Below are 15,649 nucleotides of genomic sequence, written 5' to 3' on the forward strand. Positions count from 1 at the left end.
AGCATCCGTCGCCAGATGGGCGCGGGCCAGCGCGATGGCGCCATCGATGGCGCTTCGCGCCTGCGGGCTGTTCTGCCAACAGGTCGAGCCCAGCATGCTGGCCACCAACTGGACGATACGGGTGGTATCGGCCTCGGCCAATCCAGCCAGGGTATGGTAGCCAAGCTGTTCGAGCCGCCCGATAACGGTTGGCCCTATCCCTTTCACTCCGAGCAGCATTGCCCGCTCTGTCGGGCCAAACCTGTTGTTGCCATCCATCTGTCAGACTCCTTTCCGATAGCAGTGGTTGCACATCAGGCCCGCAAGGGGCCTGATGAAGAGAGTGGAGGCTTAACGCACGCTGCGCAGCAGGAAGTCCGGCTGACCGCAGGAGCGGCGCTCGCGCTTTTGCATCTCGGCGGAGCAGGTGACCGCATCCGTCCCCTCTTTATTGACGCAGATGTAGATCTCCCGCAGGAAGCGGCCACCATCGGCGCACGCTACCGTGATGTTGTCGGGAGCCAGCCACTCGTTGGCGCTCGCCAGATCGGCCTTAAGCTGGAAGCTGGTTTTGCGCAGCGGCTCTTCCGGGGGTTGGTAAGCCGCCGGGATCTTCACCTTCTGGCGCAGATCGCTTGCCAGCTGATGGAAGTCCTGCTGGCTCAAACCGGAGCAGGTACCGTGCTTCTCCCACTCATGGCGATAGAGGAAACGGCTGGGGTAAAGGTCGGCAAACTCGCTCTCCATATCGGGATCGAGCCGTTCGCGGGTGCAGTTGCTGGGGTAACCGCGATCGTACTGGGGCCAGAGACCGTGCAGCACAAAGCCCAGCTTGCGGGAACACTGGTCCCGATCCGCCGGTTTGACGGCACAATGCTCGGGCGACCAGGAGAGCGCCATGGCGTAATAGTCAAACTCCCCCGCCTCCCCTTTGGCCTGCACGGCCGAGGAGAGCAACAAACCACCCGCCAACAGAGCAATCATCTTCTTCATCTTTATATGTCCACCTTACGCGACTCGGGATGACAGCCATGCTCCCATATTCTGGCGGCGGGAAACAGCCATGCCGAGACGCCGCGCGACAAGGGTCAGACCAGTCAGGGGTTTCACCAGAGGGCGAGCAGGGGTAAGCTGACCGACCGGTAGGCTCCTCGTCCACCACCAGATAATCCCTCTTGGCAACCACAGGATGTAACATGATCCGCAAGAATCCCTCCGGCCATCTGCCTGTCATCGACGAATCCGCCTATATCGACAAGACCGCCATCATCTGCGGCAAGGTGATCATCAAAGAGAATGTCTTTGTCGGCCCCTATGCGGTGATCCGTGCCGACGAAGTGGATGCCAACGGCGAGATGGAACCCATCGTCATCGGCGCCAACTCCAATATTCAGGATGGCGTGGTGATCCACTCCAAATCCGGCGCCGCCGTCACTATCGGCGAGTACACCTCCATCGCCCACCGCTCCATCGTCCACGGGCCGTGCGAAGTGGGGAATCGGGTCTTTATCGGCTTCAACAGCGTGCTGTTCAACTGCCATATCGGCGATGGTGCCGTGGTGCGTCACAACTCGGTGATCGATGGCTGCGATCTGCCGCCGGAGTTCTACGTTCCCTCCACCACCCGCATCAACCAGCAGAGCGATCTGACCCATATCCCGCGGGTTTCGGTGGATGCCGCCGAGTTCTCCGAGGACGTGGCCCACACCAATATCGATCTGGTCAAAGGGTACAAGGCGCTCTCCAACGAGTTCTGATCCCTTTCTTTATTACCAGAGAACAAAACGGGCGCCGAGGCGCCCGTTTTTCATCTGACTATCTATGAAGGCTAGATGGCCCTGACGCAGGTGGCGGCATGAGCCTCGTCCGCCAGATCCCACAGCGGATCACCAGTGCTCAGGTCGAGCAGCGGCAACTCACCATCGTCATTGGCAGTCGCATCGCTGCTCCAGTAGCGGTTGTAGAGCGGCCAACCCTGCTGCTGGAGCAACTGATCCGTCGTTCCATCCTTGTTGTAGGAGGCAAACAGCACCTCCAACTCGGCCCGGGTCGGCAGACGCCAGTCATCATGACCGAGCGCCACCAGCTGCTGGCAGTAATCCCGCGCCCGCGCCTGACCCATGGTCACATACTCCAGCGGGAAGGGATTGTAGTCACCATCGCTGTCACTGCTCACACCGTCATAGGAGATGGACAGACGCTCCGCCTCGTCCCTGGTCAGCTGGCAGACAAAGGCCAGCTTGCCTGCCACCAGCTCGGGTTGACGGCAGCCCCGGGCAAAATCGGGCTGGGCATCGACCACCTGCACCGTCACGGTCAACGTGTGACGAGCCGTGGTCGCCACCAATCGTGCCGTACCGACCGCCACACCACGCACCTCGCCCTGCAGACTCACGGTGGCGAACTCCGGCTGTTCGCTGCGCCACGCCACTGGCGCATCGAGCGGACCGAGAGAGCCATCACTCAGTTGCCACTGCAGTTGCAGAGGAAGCGTCCGCCCCACTTCCAGCTGAGGCTGGGCAGGCAGCACCGCCAATCCGGTGATCACCGCCCCCACCGGAGCCGGGTCATCAGCCTCACTCACCCTCAGCTCAGCAATCGTGGCTGGGGTGCGGCGCGGCTCGGCCGAGGCACTGCGCAAAAACTCGCCGATGGCATCCAGCTCGTCGTTGCTGAGGCCAAGGGCATGCAGGTGATCGGAGGCTTTGGGGAAGAAGGGATCATATTGATCCGCACCAGTCGGGAAGCCGACCCCGCTGCTCCACTTGGTCACGCCAAAGTTGTACATGGCCACCACCCCCTGCACCGAACCACCGATACGCTGGGCCAGGATCGGGAAGATGCCGTTGTGCATATAGGGGCCGGTGTAGGCAACATCCCGCAGACTGGGGGTCTTGAAGCGACCGATGTCCACCTTGTTGCGGGTCTGCAGGAAGCGCCCGCGATCTTCCAGCTTGCCACGACCGTAATAGGTGAGCCCCACACTCTCGAACCCGTGCTGACTCAGCAGCGGACCGGAGTGGCAGTTCATGCAGCGGCCATCGGTTCGGTAGAGGTGCATCCCCCACAGCGCCTTGTCACTGAGAGCCTGACTATCCCCTTTGACGAAGCGCTCAAAATCGCTGTCGCGGCTGATGATGGTGCGCTCGAAGGTGGCGATCGCCTTGGCGATCCGCTCCAGCGTGATCCCCTGATCGCCAAAGGCGGTGGCAAAAGCTGCCTGATAGTCGGGGCTGGCCTGCAAGCGAGCCAGCAGCTCGTCATGACTCAGCGCCATTTCGATGGGGTTCTGGATCGGGTGAAGCGACTGATCCTCCAGCGTGGCGACCCGCCCGTCCCAAAACTGGGTCGAGCTGAAGGCGCTGTTGAGGATGGAGGGGGCGTTGCGATTGCCCTTCTGGCCCAGATGACCGACCGATACGCTCAGGCCGTCGCTCCACCCCTTTTGCGGATCGTGGCAACTGGCACAGCTGATGTCCCGCCCCTTGGAGAGCTGTTTGTCGAAAAAGAGCTGCTGACCCAGCACCACCTTGGCCCGGCTATAGGGGTTGTCGGCCGGGAAGGGAACCGTCGGCAGCGGCCCCAGCTCCTGCCATTCCACCCCTTCATCCACCCGGGCGGCAGGCCATTGGGCCGATGAACCGCTGTATTGGGCGCGCAGGGCCGCCATGTCCGGCTTGCTGCTGTCGCGCACCACGGAGGGGCGCACCGGATAGGGTGCCAGCGCATACCAGAGCAGACTGCCCTCTCCCTCATCCAGCCAGGTTCGGGTCGCCAGTTGATAGAGACGGGGTTGACCCGCACCATCCTGCAGCCAGATCTGGGCGGGCAGGCCAAAAGCAAAGGTATTGGGATAGCGCCATGCCGACTTGTCACTGCTCAGCAGCCGTTCGAACTCGGTGAGGGTCGGCAGGCGCCAGTCGCTGCGGCCGCAAGCGGTCAGCCCCGCAGCCAGTTGTGGCTGGCTGGCAATCTTCAACGCACTGGTGTCACTGCCATAAAGCCAGTACTGGCTGCCCTTGACCCCGCTGACCGTGCGCACATCGTGCAGGCACTGCCAGGGGCCACGCACCACCAGCAGCCCCTGCTCATCGAGGCGCAGCAGATCCGCCGTCTCCGGCTCGTCCGGCTGGCTGGGATTGGCGGGATAGAGCTGGGTACGGGCGGACTGGATCTGGGCGCTGTTGCTGCGCTGATACCAGCTGCGCGCCTGCTTGTCATCGCGCAGGGCCAACAGCATCTGCCAGCTGTCGGCATAGTCGAGCACGGCACCCGGCTGGCGTTGGGCCAACAGGAAAGCGGCGTAATCCTGAATAACAGCCTGTTGTTGCAGGCGGATCTCCTCTGCCCTGCCCCACTCGGCCTGGCTGAGGGAACCATCTCCGCTCTGATCCGCCAGCAGGAAGAGCGCCGTCTCCTCCTCGTTCAATCCCAACCGCGGCACGCTGTTGCGGCGCGCCAGCGTGATCCCGGCCGAGAGATCCGCCACCCGCACCGATACCGCGCGCAGCAGATAGCCCTCGTCGCTACCGAACAGCTCCAGCGGCTGATCCAGTTGCAGATCTGCTGGCAAGGTGATGCTGACAGGTTGGCCCGGTTCGATGGCCTGCTGCACGCGGATCCCGGTGGCGACCTGTCTCACCTCGAGCTGTGCCCCCGCCCCCAGCCGATCGGCCACATTGACCTCAATGGTCAGAGGAACCCGGGTATGAGTTTCCGGCGGCACTGTTGGTGGCGTGATGGGCGGTTCGGTCGGCTTGACGACCGGCGGGGTCACATCGGGTGAGGGGGTCACCGACGTATTGCTGTGATTGTCATTGCATGCGGTCAGAGCCAGCAGGCTGAGCAGTAAAAGGCTGGTTTTCATTCGTTATGGTTAGGTGGTCAGACAAGTGCGCGATTATCCAACCAAATACTAATCATTATCAATTGCATTCAATTAATATGCTTTTTGACAACAACTCCTTATCAGCAACGCCTTACCACCCAATGAGAGAGGGCAGCCTCCTTGGCTGCCCTCGCTTGCTTCAAACCCGCTTGTCGAAAACCCGACAATCTTCAGGAGCACTTCTTCAGGCTGATATGCCAGTTGGCACCGGATTGCACCTGATGCTTGGCGGCGAAGCTGTCCATGTTCAGCGCCACCGACACCTGCAGCAGGCTGTTGAGGTAGACCAGCGGCTGACCTTCCGGCACATCACCGAAGCTGCTGACGTAAGGCGCCTTGCCGTCATATTTGACCACATCCCCTTCGCGGATCTTGATGCAGGCGTTATCCCCCTTGTTGATACCCGCCTTGGTCAGCAGCGCATCGTCGATATTGGTCCAGACGTTGCCGTACTGCACATCGAGGATCGGGATGGTGCCCTTGAGGGTGCCATCTTTCTCGGCGACCGCAGGCTGATAGGGGATCTTCACCACTTCGGCGGGCAGTAGCGGGCCGACCTGCTCGTAGCTGATGGCACCGGAGGCGAGCCGTGCGCCGGTATAGGCGTACACATCGCGGCCGTGGAAGGTGTAGGACTTCTCAGAGCCCTTGAGGCGATTGAGTTTCTCGTCAATCTGGCGCACCGCCTCGATGCCGAAGTGCTCGGCCACCAGGGTCAGGGTGCCGTTGTCCGGGGTGACGATGTAGTGGCCGCTCTTGGTCTTGAGCACCACCGACTTACGCTCGGTGCCGACACCGGGATCCACCACGCTGACAAACACTGTGCCCTTGGGCCAATACTGCAGGGTCTGGTAGAGGCGGTAGGAGGCTTCCCAGATGTTGTAGGCCGGGATCTCGTGGGTCAGATCATAGAGCGGCAGGGTGCGATCCACCCCGAAGGCAACCCCCTTCATGGCCGACACGGCGCCATCTTTGAGGCCGAAATCGGTCTGGATCACCAGCGCTTCGTTGGCGGCGGCGATGCCGCTGGTCAGCATGAGAGCGAGCGCGATGGCGCGGGGAGCGGTGCGAATATCCATATCTGAACTCCTGAATCATCTGAGGATAACGAAACGGCAGCAGCCATTTAGACATCCAGACTGCCACCAATGAATTTTTTTGCAAGGGGTTTGCAACAAAGTAAGGGGCGACTCGCAGAAATTGTGCTCGCCAAACGTCGGCGTCGGGGGTATCAAAGGCAGAATGGGAAAACGTTTACAATACAGGAGCTCAGCACCATGACACAACCCGTACCGGAGATGATGACCCTGCTGCTGGAGATTGGTGAACAGAGCAGTCAGCTCTGGCTGAGCCAGCCCGGGCCGTTTCGCCACACGCCACCCACCCCGCTCGAACTGGAGCAGGCCATCATGGTGGTGGAAGATGAGCTGATGCGCATCGCCCCGCAGATCCCGCCCGGCTTGCAGCTGACTCTGCGCAGCCAGCCATCGCTGGCCGAAGTGCTGGGGGACAACCAGCTCGACCGGGATCTGGTGGAGCAAGCTTTTGGCCAGCTGGCCGCCATGGCGGAAGGGGATCCCCTCGCCGCCAGCTTGCTGCCCCGCGACGAGCACTTTGCCGCCGTGCTGCTGATCGTCAGGGAGTGGCTGCACCATCTGGCCAGCGAGAGCGTGCTGATCGTGGAGTAGGGATAAATAAGTGGTGAGGGCTTCAGCTTCTGGCAAGGTTTGTCGGTGGATCCTGTCGGGATTTCCTTCGCGTATACTTTGCCCATATGGCGCTCACGCCCCTATCGGTACCGCACCCAGACTCCTATGACCTTATTTTCAGGTAAATCCCCAACTCTTCACTGGCCATCGGCGTCTGCTCGCCAGTTCATCGTCAAAATGCTCGGACTGACCCTGCTCGCCCTCACCGGATTGGGCTGCGTCTTCTATTACACCTATCAGAGCCTGCGGCACGATATGGAGCTCATCACAGCCAAGCAGAAGAACGTGTTCGAGGTCTTCTACCAGCGGGCCAAAATCCTCGAGGTGGAGAACATCACCAGCTATCTTGCCTACCAGCGGTCGCTGGAGACCCCCACCGACCTAGTAAACAACAAAGCGAACACCAACTACCTCTATGGCTACGACCTGAGAAGCAAGGACCGCTTTGCCGATGTGCCCCTGCAATATCCGGCCGCCAATATCCTCAACACCTTCCGCTATGCCCTCTCCTATCCGGAGGTGATCAATATCTACACCATCTGGAACGACTACCGGCTGATCGGCATGGTGGCCGACAACAAGCTGCTGCCCGCCAGACTGGCGTCGATCAAGATGGATTTGATGACCCTGCCTGCCTGGTATCACTACTTCGGTTGCGCCAGCTTTGCACCCGGCCGCCCCTTCTGCAGCGCCGATGAGGCCTTTGTCTCCGATATCGGTATCGACCCCTTCAGCATGCGCAAAACCATAGTAATGAGCTTCCCCTTCATTCATCAGTCGGGGCGTGGCGGCTACAAATACGGGTTGCTCAGCATCGACATCGCCGTCGATGAGGCGTTTAGCGATGTGCTGCAACCCTTCGACACTGTTAACCCGACCCGCACCGATATCTCGTTTGAGGCTGCCGAGCCCTGCCGTTCCTGGCACTTCTGCCTGAGCAAACCCTTTATGCGCACCAAGGCGGGGGAAGATCTCTATCTGAAGTGGTCCTACTGCTGGCTCGATTTCATCAAACTGGCCTTTCACAGTGCAGCGTTCAAGGTCTATCTCATCGTGCTGTTGCTGAGCATGATTGTCTGGAAGCAGCTCTACCAGCGACTGCGAACACTGGCGCACACCGACCACCTGACTCGACTGCCACGCAGGGATGTGCTCAGTCAGAGCCTGCTCCATGAGCACGACTACCTGATGATCCTCGATATCGACAACTTCAAGTCCATCAACGACACCTATGGCCATGGCATCGGTGATCTGGCACTGGTCGCCTTTGCCCGCCACCTCAGAAGCAATATCCGCAAGGTGGACAGCGCCATCCGCTGGGGCGGCGAGGAGTTTATCGTGCTGTTCAAGGGGATGGAGGATGACGAGATGATGATCCACTCAGCTGGTCGCCTGCTGGATCGCCCATTGGGGATCCCCGAGCTGCCCCCCCCCATCACCTTCTCCGCCGGAGTGATCCGCATTCGCGACTACCTCACCGTCACCGAGGCGGTGCATCTCGCCGATGAACTGCTCTACCACGTCAAACAGCACGGCAAGCACAACATCGCCTGCTACGAGGGCAAAAAGATTCGGCTGATCCGTCCGTTGCCGGACGATGCAGAGGCATAGCCGCCTTCTGCCGCGCCCCCTGCTTCTGCTACCATCGCGGCCACGATCACTTATTGCATCGTGGCCGCAGGCCGCGATAACCCCGACTGGTGCCCCTATGTCCACAGCCTCCTTTGCCGAACTGGCCCTCTCCCCCCGCTTGCAGCAGACCCTGACCGAGCTCGGCTATGCCGCGCCGACTCCGGTGCAGGCCAGCGCCATCCCCGTCATTCTGGCGGGGCGCGATCTGATGGCGGGCGCCCAGACCGGCACCGGCAAGACCGCCGCCTTTGTGCTGCCGCTGCTGGAGCAACTGATGCAACACCCGGCGAGCGATGCATCCCGCCCGATCCGTGCGCTGGTGCTGGTGCCGACCCGCGAGCTGGCGGTGCAGGTCGCCGAGAGTGTGGCGCGCTACGGGCTGGGTACCGGTCTCACCAGCACGCTGGTCTACGGCGGGGTGAGTATCGCGGCGCAGGTCGCGGCGCTTCAAGCCGGGGTGGATATCCTGATCGCCACCCCGGGCCGCCTGCTCGACCATCTGCGTCAGGGGGCATTGAGCCTTGAACACCTCAGCCATCTGGTGTTTGACGAGGCGGATCGCATGCTCGACATGGGCTTTATGGACGAGATCAAGGCACTGCTCAAACAGATCCCTGTGGATCGCCAGACCCTGCTCTTCTCCGCCACCTGCGACGACAACCTGTTTGCCCTCTGCAAGGTGCTGCTGCGCGACCCCGAGCTGATTGAAGTGGCGCCGCGCAACACCACGGCGGCCGAGGTGGAGCAACGGGTTTATACGGTGGACAGCGATCGCAAGCTGGCGCTGGTCGAACACATGCTGAAAGTGAAAGGGTGGGCACCGGCGCTTATCTTCAGCCGCACCCGCCAAGGTGCTGACAAGCTGGCCCAGCAGCTTGGCAAGGCGGGCATCAATGCGCTGGCCTTCCACGGCGATCTGTCGCAAAGCGCGCGGGAGAAGGTGCTGCTGGAGTTTCGCGCCGGCACCCTGCAGGCACTGGTCGCCACCGACGTGGCGGCCCGCGGCCTCGATATCACGGATCTCAACTATGTGATTAACCTCGAGTTCCCGTTTGTGGCCGAGGATTACGTCCACCGTATCGGGCGCACCGGCCGTGCCGGCAACAAGGGGCTCGCCATTACCCTGTTCAGCCCGGAAGATGCACCGCTGCTGGAAAAAGTGGAAGCGGTGCTCGACACTCGCCTGCCCCAACAGTGGTTCCCGGGCTTTGAGCCGGACCTCACCCGCTTCGAGCCCGAGCCGCGCCGCAACAGCAAGGCGGCCCAGAAGCAGCGCGCCAGAAAGCAGGCGCTCGCTGGCAACAAGGGTGGTAAGGGCAAGCGTTAAGCCGCCCCTGAGCAGCCAACAAAAAAACGCCCGCATGGGCGTTTTTTGTTATCTAACAGGAGCCTGCTCTTGGCGAGTAACCCCCTAACGGGTCGCCAGCACCAGTGGCAGGGATCGCAAGATCTGCCGCTCCGCCATAGTCGAGAGGATAAACATCACCATATAGCCAAGCCCCTGCGCCACGATAATCGCCACCACGTTGGCGGTGAACTCGGCCACCAGATAGTAGGCGGCGACCAGCGCCACTATGCCCGCCAGCCGGATCAGCAAGCTCTGGGTAAAGTGACCGTGAGCCTTGATATAGGCGAGCTGATAGCCGTTGAGCATCATAAAGATAAAGAAGATGGAGAAGTGGAACAGCACAGGCACCGCCCCCACGTAGTCGGCGGGGAAGAACAGCAGCACCAGCGGTTTGCCCGCCAGCAGCATCAGGCCAAAGAACACCAGACTGACGATGGCGGAGAGACGGAAGATCCAGCGGCGAATAAGCCTTATCTGGCGGTGATCGCCATTGCGCAGATTGACCGCCAGCTCAGGCAGCACAAAGCGGTAGATGGGGAAGACGAACAAGGTGGTCATATAGGTGAAGATGGGGCGCACCACCACCTGAAAATCCCCCAGCTCGTCGATGCTGAAGTGGCGGATGGTAAGCAGCACAGTGATATAGATCATCAGGATGCTGGCCCCCGCCTCCAGCGAGGCGGTAAAGCTCTTCTTCACATAGCTCACCATCTCGGGGCCGAGCGCCACCTTGGCCAGCGGCTTGGTAGCGATGGCCCGGCGGCGCGAAACATACATATAACCGGCGATGGCGAGCGAGGAGAAGGTCAGCCCGTAGAAGAGCGAGGCAAGCGCATCCATCCCCAGCCCGAAGTAACAGGCCATAAACAGCAGACCGTTGGCCAGCGGCTCCAGCCAGGTGACCCGGTTGGAGAGCGCATACATCCGGTACATGGCCACCAGATTGGTGAAGTAGACCTTGAGCCCCAACCCGAAGATGACCCCCACCAGTTGCAGATACTCCACCCGGATATGGAGCCCGTGCTTGATATAGGGGATCACCGCCCCCCAGGTGAGCAGCACAATGCCGATGAGGAAGTAGCGAAAGATATTGATGATGTCCCGATCGTTTTTGGTCTGGGAGTAACTCACCACCATGGAAGAGCGAAAACCTGTCATCAGGATAAAGGAGAGGGAGATCAAATCGACCACGCTGTTGAACAGCGCCAGCTCCCCCTTGGCGACCCACTGCGCCAACCACACCTTGAAGGCGAAGCCGATAACGATGCTGACCAGCGAGGCCCACATCCCGGTGATAAAGGCCTGCTTGAGGCGCACGAGAGAGGCGTATTGCATAACGAAAATGGATAACTTTCAGGGAAAAGAGAGAGGGCCATCTTATGAAAGCCTCCCTCCCTTGAACAGCGTTAATGCCACGCACTCACAGCCACCAAAAAAACCGCAACAGCAAAACCCCCGCTTATTTCCTGAAAGCGGGCGTTTTGTGGTGTGCCGTTATGGCTGCTGATTGCAGCGATTGCACGGCTTGCTGCCAGTCTGTCGCGCAACCCTTATGACTGCGGCGCCGCCTTGATCAACTCTTCATAGTGATCAATCAGCTCAGGCCCGTGCAGCGGCGAGTCGTGCCCGCCGATCACCGTCTTGATCGGCAGCTTCATCGCTTTCAGTCGCTCGATGGTCTGCGGATACTCCTTCACATTGGCAAAGCTCAGGTTGCCCAGCTTCTCCTTGAGGATGCAGTTGCCATAGAGCACCTGCTCGTCGGGGAAGTAGACAAAGATGCCGTCCGGCGTGTGGGCCGGGCCCGCGTAGAAGGCGCGCACCTTGCCCTCTTGCAGCTTGAAATCGCCATCGTGCACCACGTTCGGCAGCACCAGCGGCAGATCCGGGTACTCCGGCAGCCCCTTGCGGGTAAAGGCGACAATCTCGGCCCAGTCGCTCTTCATCAGATCCCGGGTCTGGCGCGTCGCCACCACCTTGGCCCCGATGGACTTCCAGTAGGCGTTACCGCCCGCCCGATCGGTGTGGTAGTTGGTGTTGATCACCTCCAGCACCGGCTTGCTGCTGACCCGTTTGATCAGCTTGTGCAGCTCGCGGGCGGTATCCGGCGTCCAGGTCGCCCCCACCACCGTCACCCCCTTGGCCCCGAAATAGACCATGGAGTTCTCTTTGACGTAGTAGTTGTCCTCCACCACATAGACAGGGCCACTCACCTGCTTGAGGGAGATCCCTGCCGCCCGCACGCTGCCGCCCCAGAAACTCACCATCAGCACCACAGCCCCGGCCAATCCACACTTCATCCAACCTTTCATCATCTTGCTCCCTCGAACCAACCGCCCCCTCGCCACCCCTGTGGCAAGCCGGGCCTTTTAAGCAGTGAGCAGAAGATACGGGGGATTTGTGAGGGGAAAATGAGGTTGAGTGAAGTCTGGGTGAAGTCAGGTGGAAGTCAGAAAAATCAGGGGGGGTCGGCAGCGAGCCACGACCAATATGGCGATCGACGGTGCGGGAAGTGGAGAGAGGTAAAGGCTCAAAACGAAACGACAACACAGATAGCAGCCCCTCACCCTAGCCCTCTCCCGAGGGAGAGGGGATGGCCAATGCCAATTCCAAGCCCGGTTGCCAGACCACATCAGAGGCGCATATTTGCCCCCTTCTCCCCTTGCGGGAGAAGGGCTGGGGATGAGGGGGGGGGTAAATGGCAATACGAAAGCTCAATACTCGAGATAATTTATTGATCTATGTCGAATTTGATCGGGAAGTAACTTCCCTAAAAAATATTTCTAGCTATGATGCTCATTTGATGACAAAAAACATGTTGAAACTATTTCCCGGGAAAGCACTGTGAAAACAGAACTATCTATAAAGCTGGACTATTTAAAAGACAGGAGCAATCCTGCCGAAGTATTCGAAGCAATGGCATCATATATCAATGCCTATCAAGACCTTGGTCAGTTGCTTAGTAGTTCTATTGGACTAGATACAGATTTCAGTTTTCAATTAAATGACATAGAAAAAGGTTCAATTCTAAGCAAGCTATCTGTAATATCAGATAAAATAGATAGCCTCCTTGAGGCTGCTTTCTATAACTCAGGGAATGAGTTATTTAAAGAACTTATCGATGAAGAGTCAACTGAGAGTGAAGAGCAAGTTGAACAATTAGCAGCCAAATTAGAGTCATCTCTAGCACAAAACATTCCGCCACAAATGATAGACCCCTACATAGATAGACAAAACCTATCTTTTGTTTTAAGCAAATTCTCAAATGCCAATCAAAAAATAAGAAACGGTGAGTCTGTAACATTTAAAAATGGAGAAAGTAATCGTTCCGAGTGCCAAATTAATACAAATTGGCGCTTCTTAGGTAATCCTAGAGAAATGTTCCAAGGTGATACAAAGTCTCATGAAACCGATGATAGATTGTATGTCAAAATTTCTGTCAATGAAGGCAACTCAGTTTGGTCATTCCGTAGTACATTATTAAATCGTTCTTTCCCCGCTAGAATATTGCAAAAAGAATGGTTAGAACGATACCAAGCAGGACTAATCCCTGCCATTGGCCCCAAAGATATTATTAAAGCTAGAATTAAATATGATGTTTACACCCCAACTAAAGGACATGGCCATCCAGAAATAAGGAATGCAAAGATAATTACTATAGACAATATAGAAAGATACAGTGGACATCAATATGAAATTGACGCTTGATATTAAAGAGCGAAAAGCCACATACGCTGAATTAAAAACAGAATATCTGTATATTTTAATTCCTTTCATGCTGCTTGTTTCAGTAAAGCTATATCTATCCTCTTGGCAAGAAATAATAATATCCCCCGACTGGTCTTTAGCATCATGTCTTATCTTTGGTCAAATTACATCAAAAGTATCTAAAGCGATAGCTCGAACAAAATGCAATACCAGTGAGGAGCATTTTGGTTGGTATACGGCAAAGAGATTTCTTCTTGTATTAGTATCTGCTGCCTCTTATTTTGGTATGTTATCTAAACCCACGTTCGAATTGGGTGTATTTCAGCTATTCATTTTTTTACTTGCAAGTTATTTTCATTTCAAAGATGGTTTTACAACAAAGCTATTGCAGAAAAATTCAAAGTGATTTTTTCAAAAGCAAACCCATCCGCATTACGGATGGGTTTGCTTTTCTTATTGCCGGTAAACCCCAAGAAAATTAACTCACAACAGCACTCACGCCAACGGCGGTGTCCGTGGCGGCACCATACGCTTGCTGCCGGTGGACTCGAAGGCCGAGGCGAAGCGCAGCAGGTTGTTGTCGTCATAGGCGCGACCGGCGAAGGTCAGCCCCACCGGCATACCGATATCGGCCATCACCCCCATGGGGACGGTGACAGTCGGCACACCGAGGTGGCGAATTGCGAGGTTGCCGTTGGCAACCCAGATGCCGTTGCTCCAGGCGATATCGGCGGAGGCCGGATTCACATCCGCATCAGCCGGGGCGACGTCGGCAACGGTGGGGAACAGCACGGCGTCGAGCTTGAGCCCGTCCATCCAGTCTTCCAGATCCAGCTTGCGAGTCTTCTCCAGAGCGCGCAGGCCGTCCGGCACTGTGGGGATCTCGTCAAAGCGCTTGATGCCGCGCTTGGCCATATTGACGTACTCGTCCATGCCCGCCGCCAGATCGCCCTCGCGGTTCGGCAGGGTGCCCGGATCGTGGGGGAAGATCTTCGGCCCATCGACATCGGCCAGCTTGTTCAACTTGGGATCGCCGTTGGCGCGCAGGAAGTCGTCGAACGCCCAGCCGGAGAGCTCCCACAGCTCGTCATTGAGAAACTCCGGGCTCACAATGCCGCGATTGAACACGGTCGGCGCGCCGGGTCGGTCCCCTTCGCAGTTGGAGACCAGCGGGAAGTCCACTTCGATAACTTCGGCGCCAGCGGCTTCCAGCGCCTTGCGCGCATCTTCCCAGAGGGCGATCACGGACTCGCGGGTATGAATACGCTGACCGGTCGGGCCACCGATGCCGGGGTTGTCGCTGGTGCCGGCCAGTTCATCCTTGTTGATAAACATGCGCGGCACGCCGAGGCGCTTGCCCTTGAGGGCATCGGCCTTGGCAGCCAGATCCAGATAGGAAGCCGGACGCACCTCGGAGGCCTTGGGCAGTTGCACCCAGGGCTGCATGCGCCACAGATCGCCACGGGTGTCGGCATCGTCGGCGACCACTACGTCGAGCACTTCCAGCAGATCATTCATGGTGCGGGCATAAGGCACCACCACATCCATGGTCGGGGTCAGCGGCCAGTTGCCGCGCACCGAGATGACGCCACGGGACGGGGTGTAGGCACACAGACCGTTGTTGGAAGCCGGGCCACGGCCGCTCGACCAGGTCTCTTCCGCCAGACCAAAGGCGGAGAAGCTGGCGGCGGTGGCGGTACCGGCGCCGTTGGAGGAGCCGGAGGCAAACGGCGCGGTCAGGTAGTCGGCGTTGTAGGGGCTCTCGGCACGGCCATAGACGCCGCGCTGCATGCCGCCATTGGCCATCGGCGGCATATTGGTTTTGCCAAGGCAGATGGCACCGGCGGCACGCAGGCGCTCAACGGTAAAGGCATCGCGCTGGGCCACCAGATCCTTGAAGGCCGGGCTGCCGGAGGCGGCGGTCAACCCCTTGACCAGATAGCTGTCTTTGGCGGTGTAGGGGATGCCGTCGAGCGGGCCCAGAGTCTCGCCACGAGCGCGGCGGGCATCGGAAGCCTCGGCTTCTTTCAGCGCATCGGGATTGGCGACCACCACGGCGTTGAGTTTGGTGGCAGTCTCGGGGCCGTTGTAAGCCTCGATCCGGGCCAGATAGGCCTTGACCAGTTCGACCGCTGTGGTGCGGCCTGATTCGAGCGCGGCACGCAGCTCGGCAATGGAAACCTCGGTCACTTCGATCATTTAGGATCTCCTGTAAAAGGGTGACTGTTTGTCATGATGATCGCCGCATCAGCGCCTGCGACCATCACACCATCAAGAGATAAAACCCCACGGCGTGGGGTTTTGAATACCAGCTGGAACCGGTTTACGACCCGTCGCGAGAGGCCGTCAGCAAGGTGAAGAGCAGCGCAGGAACCGGAGTGTATG

General features: G+C 58.7%; 13 protein-coding genes (1 of these 13 cut by a window edge). 6 read left to right on the forward strand and 7 right to left on the reverse strand.

Features of this window, described 5'->3' with window-relative positions; translation table 11 throughout:
- Positions 1-258: the 5' portion of a helix-hairpin-helix domain-containing protein gene (locus tag ACTG1P_RS09425; protein ID WP_440001105.1), read on the reverse strand. Its footprint begins 21 nt before the window's first position; only the first 258 of its 279 coding nucleotides appear in the window; its start codon is at positions 256-258; its stop codon lies off the left edge, out of view.
- A gap of 72 nt (positions 259-330) precedes the next feature.
- Entirely contained in the window at positions 331-972 is a 642-nt protein-coding gene (locus tag ACTG1P_RS09430; protein WP_440001106.1) for a ribonuclease T2 family protein, read from the reverse strand.
- A 203-nt stretch (positions 973-1,175) separates the two neighbouring features.
- Here ACTG1P_RS09430 and ACTG1P_RS09435 point away from each other — a divergent pair, with 203 nt between their 5' ends.
- Positions 1,176-1,736: a gamma carbonic anhydrase family protein gene (locus tag ACTG1P_RS09435; protein ID WP_005343397.1), complete on the forward strand. Its 561-nt coding sequence runs from the start codon at positions 1,176-1,178 to the stop codon at positions 1,734-1,736.
- Positions 1,737-1,807: 71 nt separating this feature from the next.
- Here the strand turns inward: ACTG1P_RS09435 and ACTG1P_RS09440 are convergent, their stop codons facing one another.
- A complete protein-coding gene (locus tag ACTG1P_RS09440) occupies positions 1,808-4,846 on the reverse strand; it encodes a cytochrome c peroxidase (protein ID WP_440001107.1) in 3,039 nt (1,012 codons plus the stop codon).
- A 191-nt stretch (positions 4,847-5,037) separates the two neighbouring features.
- The gene (locus ACTG1P_RS09445) at positions 5,038-5,946 is read right to left on the reverse strand and encodes an SAM hydrolase/SAM-dependent halogenase family protein (RefSeq protein WP_440001108.1); all 909 of its coding nucleotides are present in this window, start codon (positions 5,944-5,946) and stop codon (positions 5,038-5,040) included.
- 198 nt (positions 5,947-6,144) lie between these two features.
- Here ACTG1P_RS09445 and ACTG1P_RS09450 point away from each other — a divergent pair, with 198 nt between their 5' ends.
- The 3 genes from ACTG1P_RS09450 (at position 6,145) to ACTG1P_RS09460 (ending at position 9,535) form a co-directional block, all read left to right on the forward strand.
- The gene (locus tag ACTG1P_RS09450; protein ID WP_440001109.1) at positions 6,145-6,555 is read left to right on the forward strand and encodes a hypothetical protein; all 411 of its coding nucleotides are present in this window, start codon (positions 6,145-6,147) and stop codon (positions 6,553-6,555) included.
- Positions 6,556-6,681: 126 nt separating this feature from the next.
- The gene (locus tag ACTG1P_RS09455) at positions 6,682-8,187 is read left to right on the forward strand and encodes a GGDEF domain-containing protein (protein WP_440001110.1); all 1,506 of its coding nucleotides are present in this window, start codon (positions 6,682-6,684) and stop codon (positions 8,185-8,187) included.
- A gap of 97 nt (positions 8,188-8,284) precedes the next feature.
- Positions 8,285-9,535, forward strand: coding sequence for a DEAD/DEAH box helicase (locus ACTG1P_RS09460; RefSeq protein ID WP_440001111.1), 1,251 nt, complete (start codon positions 8,285-8,287; stop codon positions 9,533-9,535).
- A gap of 84 nt (positions 9,536-9,619) precedes the next feature.
- Here the strand turns inward: ACTG1P_RS09460 and ACTG1P_RS09465 are convergent, their stop codons facing one another.
- The gene (locus ACTG1P_RS09465; RefSeq protein WP_440001112.1) at positions 9,620-10,891 is read right to left on the reverse strand and encodes a hypothetical protein; all 1,272 of its coding nucleotides are present in this window, start codon (positions 10,889-10,891) and stop codon (positions 9,620-9,622) included.
- Between the two features lie 215 nt (positions 10,892-11,106).
- Positions 11,107-11,871, reverse strand: a complete 765-nt coding sequence (cphA, locus tag ACTG1P_RS09470; RefSeq protein ID WP_440001113.1) for a CphA family subclass B2 metallo-beta-lactamase — start codon at positions 11,869-11,871, stop codon at positions 11,107-11,109.
- A gap of 529 nt (positions 11,872-12,400) precedes the next feature.
- On the opposite strand from cphA, the gene ACTG1P_RS09475 reads away from it, so the two are divergent.
- Positions 12,401-13,264 carry a hypothetical protein gene (locus ACTG1P_RS09475; protein ID WP_440001114.1) on the forward strand — a complete coding sequence of 288 codons (864 nt, stop codon included), beginning with the start codon at positions 12,401-12,403 and terminating at the stop codon, positions 13,262-13,264.
- Entirely contained in the window at positions 13,248-13,670 is a 423-nt protein-coding gene (locus tag ACTG1P_RS09480) for a hypothetical protein (RefSeq protein WP_201915765.1), read from the forward strand. Before ACTG1P_RS09475 ends, ACTG1P_RS09480 begins: the two co-directional genes overlap by 17 nt.
- An 89-nt stretch (positions 13,671-13,759) precedes the next feature.
- Here ACTG1P_RS09480 and ACTG1P_RS09485 read toward each other — a convergent pair whose 3' ends face one another.
- Complete coding sequence (locus tag ACTG1P_RS09485; RefSeq protein ID WP_440001115.1) at positions 13,760-15,463, reverse strand: amidase; 1,704 nt, start codon at positions 15,461-15,463, stop codon at positions 13,760-13,762.
- Between the last annotated feature and the right edge of the window lie 186 nt (positions 15,464-15,649).

The organism is Aeromonas sp. 11P (genome assembly GCF_051920165.1).
GTDB classification, from domain to species: domain Bacteria; phylum Pseudomonadota; class Gammaproteobacteria; order Enterobacterales; family Aeromonadaceae; genus Aeromonas; species Aeromonas veronii.

Excerpts from the sequence above, each read along its gene's own strand:
- cphA (WP_440001113.1), bottom strand. The coding sequence starts at position 11,871 with ATGATGAAAGGTTGGATGAAGTGTGGATTGGCCGGGGCTGTGGTGCTG.
- ACTG1P_RS09445 (WP_440001108.1), bottom strand. The coding sequence starts at position 5,946 with ATGGATATTCGCACCGCTCCCCGCGCCATCGCGCTCGCTCTCATGCTG.
- ACTG1P_RS09450 (WP_440001109.1), top strand. The coding sequence starts at position 6,145 with ATGACACAACCCGTACCGGAGATGATGACCCTGCTGCTGGAGATTGGT.
- ACTG1P_RS09480 (WP_201915765.1), top strand. The coding sequence starts at position 13,248 with ATGAAATTGACGCTTGATATTAAAGAGCGAAAAGCCACATACGCTGAA.
- ACTG1P_RS09430 (WP_440001106.1), bottom strand. The coding sequence starts at position 972 with ATGAAGAAGATGATTGCTCTGTTGGCGGGTGGTTTGTTGCTCTCCTCG.
- ACTG1P_RS09460 (WP_440001111.1), top strand. The coding sequence starts at position 8,285 with ATGTCCACAGCCTCCTTTGCCGAACTGGCCCTCTCCCCCCGCTTGCAG.
- ACTG1P_RS09435 (WP_005343397.1), top strand. The coding sequence starts at position 1,176 with ATGATCCGCAAGAATCCCTCCGGCCATCTGCCTGTCATCGACGAATCC.
- ACTG1P_RS09440 (WP_440001107.1), bottom strand. The coding sequence starts at position 4,846 with ATGAAAACCAGCCTTTTACTGCTCAGCCTGCTGGCTCTGACCGCATGC.
- ACTG1P_RS09455 (WP_440001110.1), top strand. The coding sequence starts at position 6,682 with ATGACCTTATTTTCAGGTAAATCCCCAACTCTTCACTGGCCATCGGCG.
- ACTG1P_RS09485 (WP_440001115.1), bottom strand. The coding sequence starts at position 15,463 with ATGATCGAAGTGACCGAGGTTTCCATTGCCGAGCTGCGTGCCGCGCTC.
- ACTG1P_RS09465 (WP_440001112.1), bottom strand. The coding sequence starts at position 10,891 with ATGCAATACGCCTCTCTCGTGCGCCTCAAGCAGGCCTTTATCACCGGG.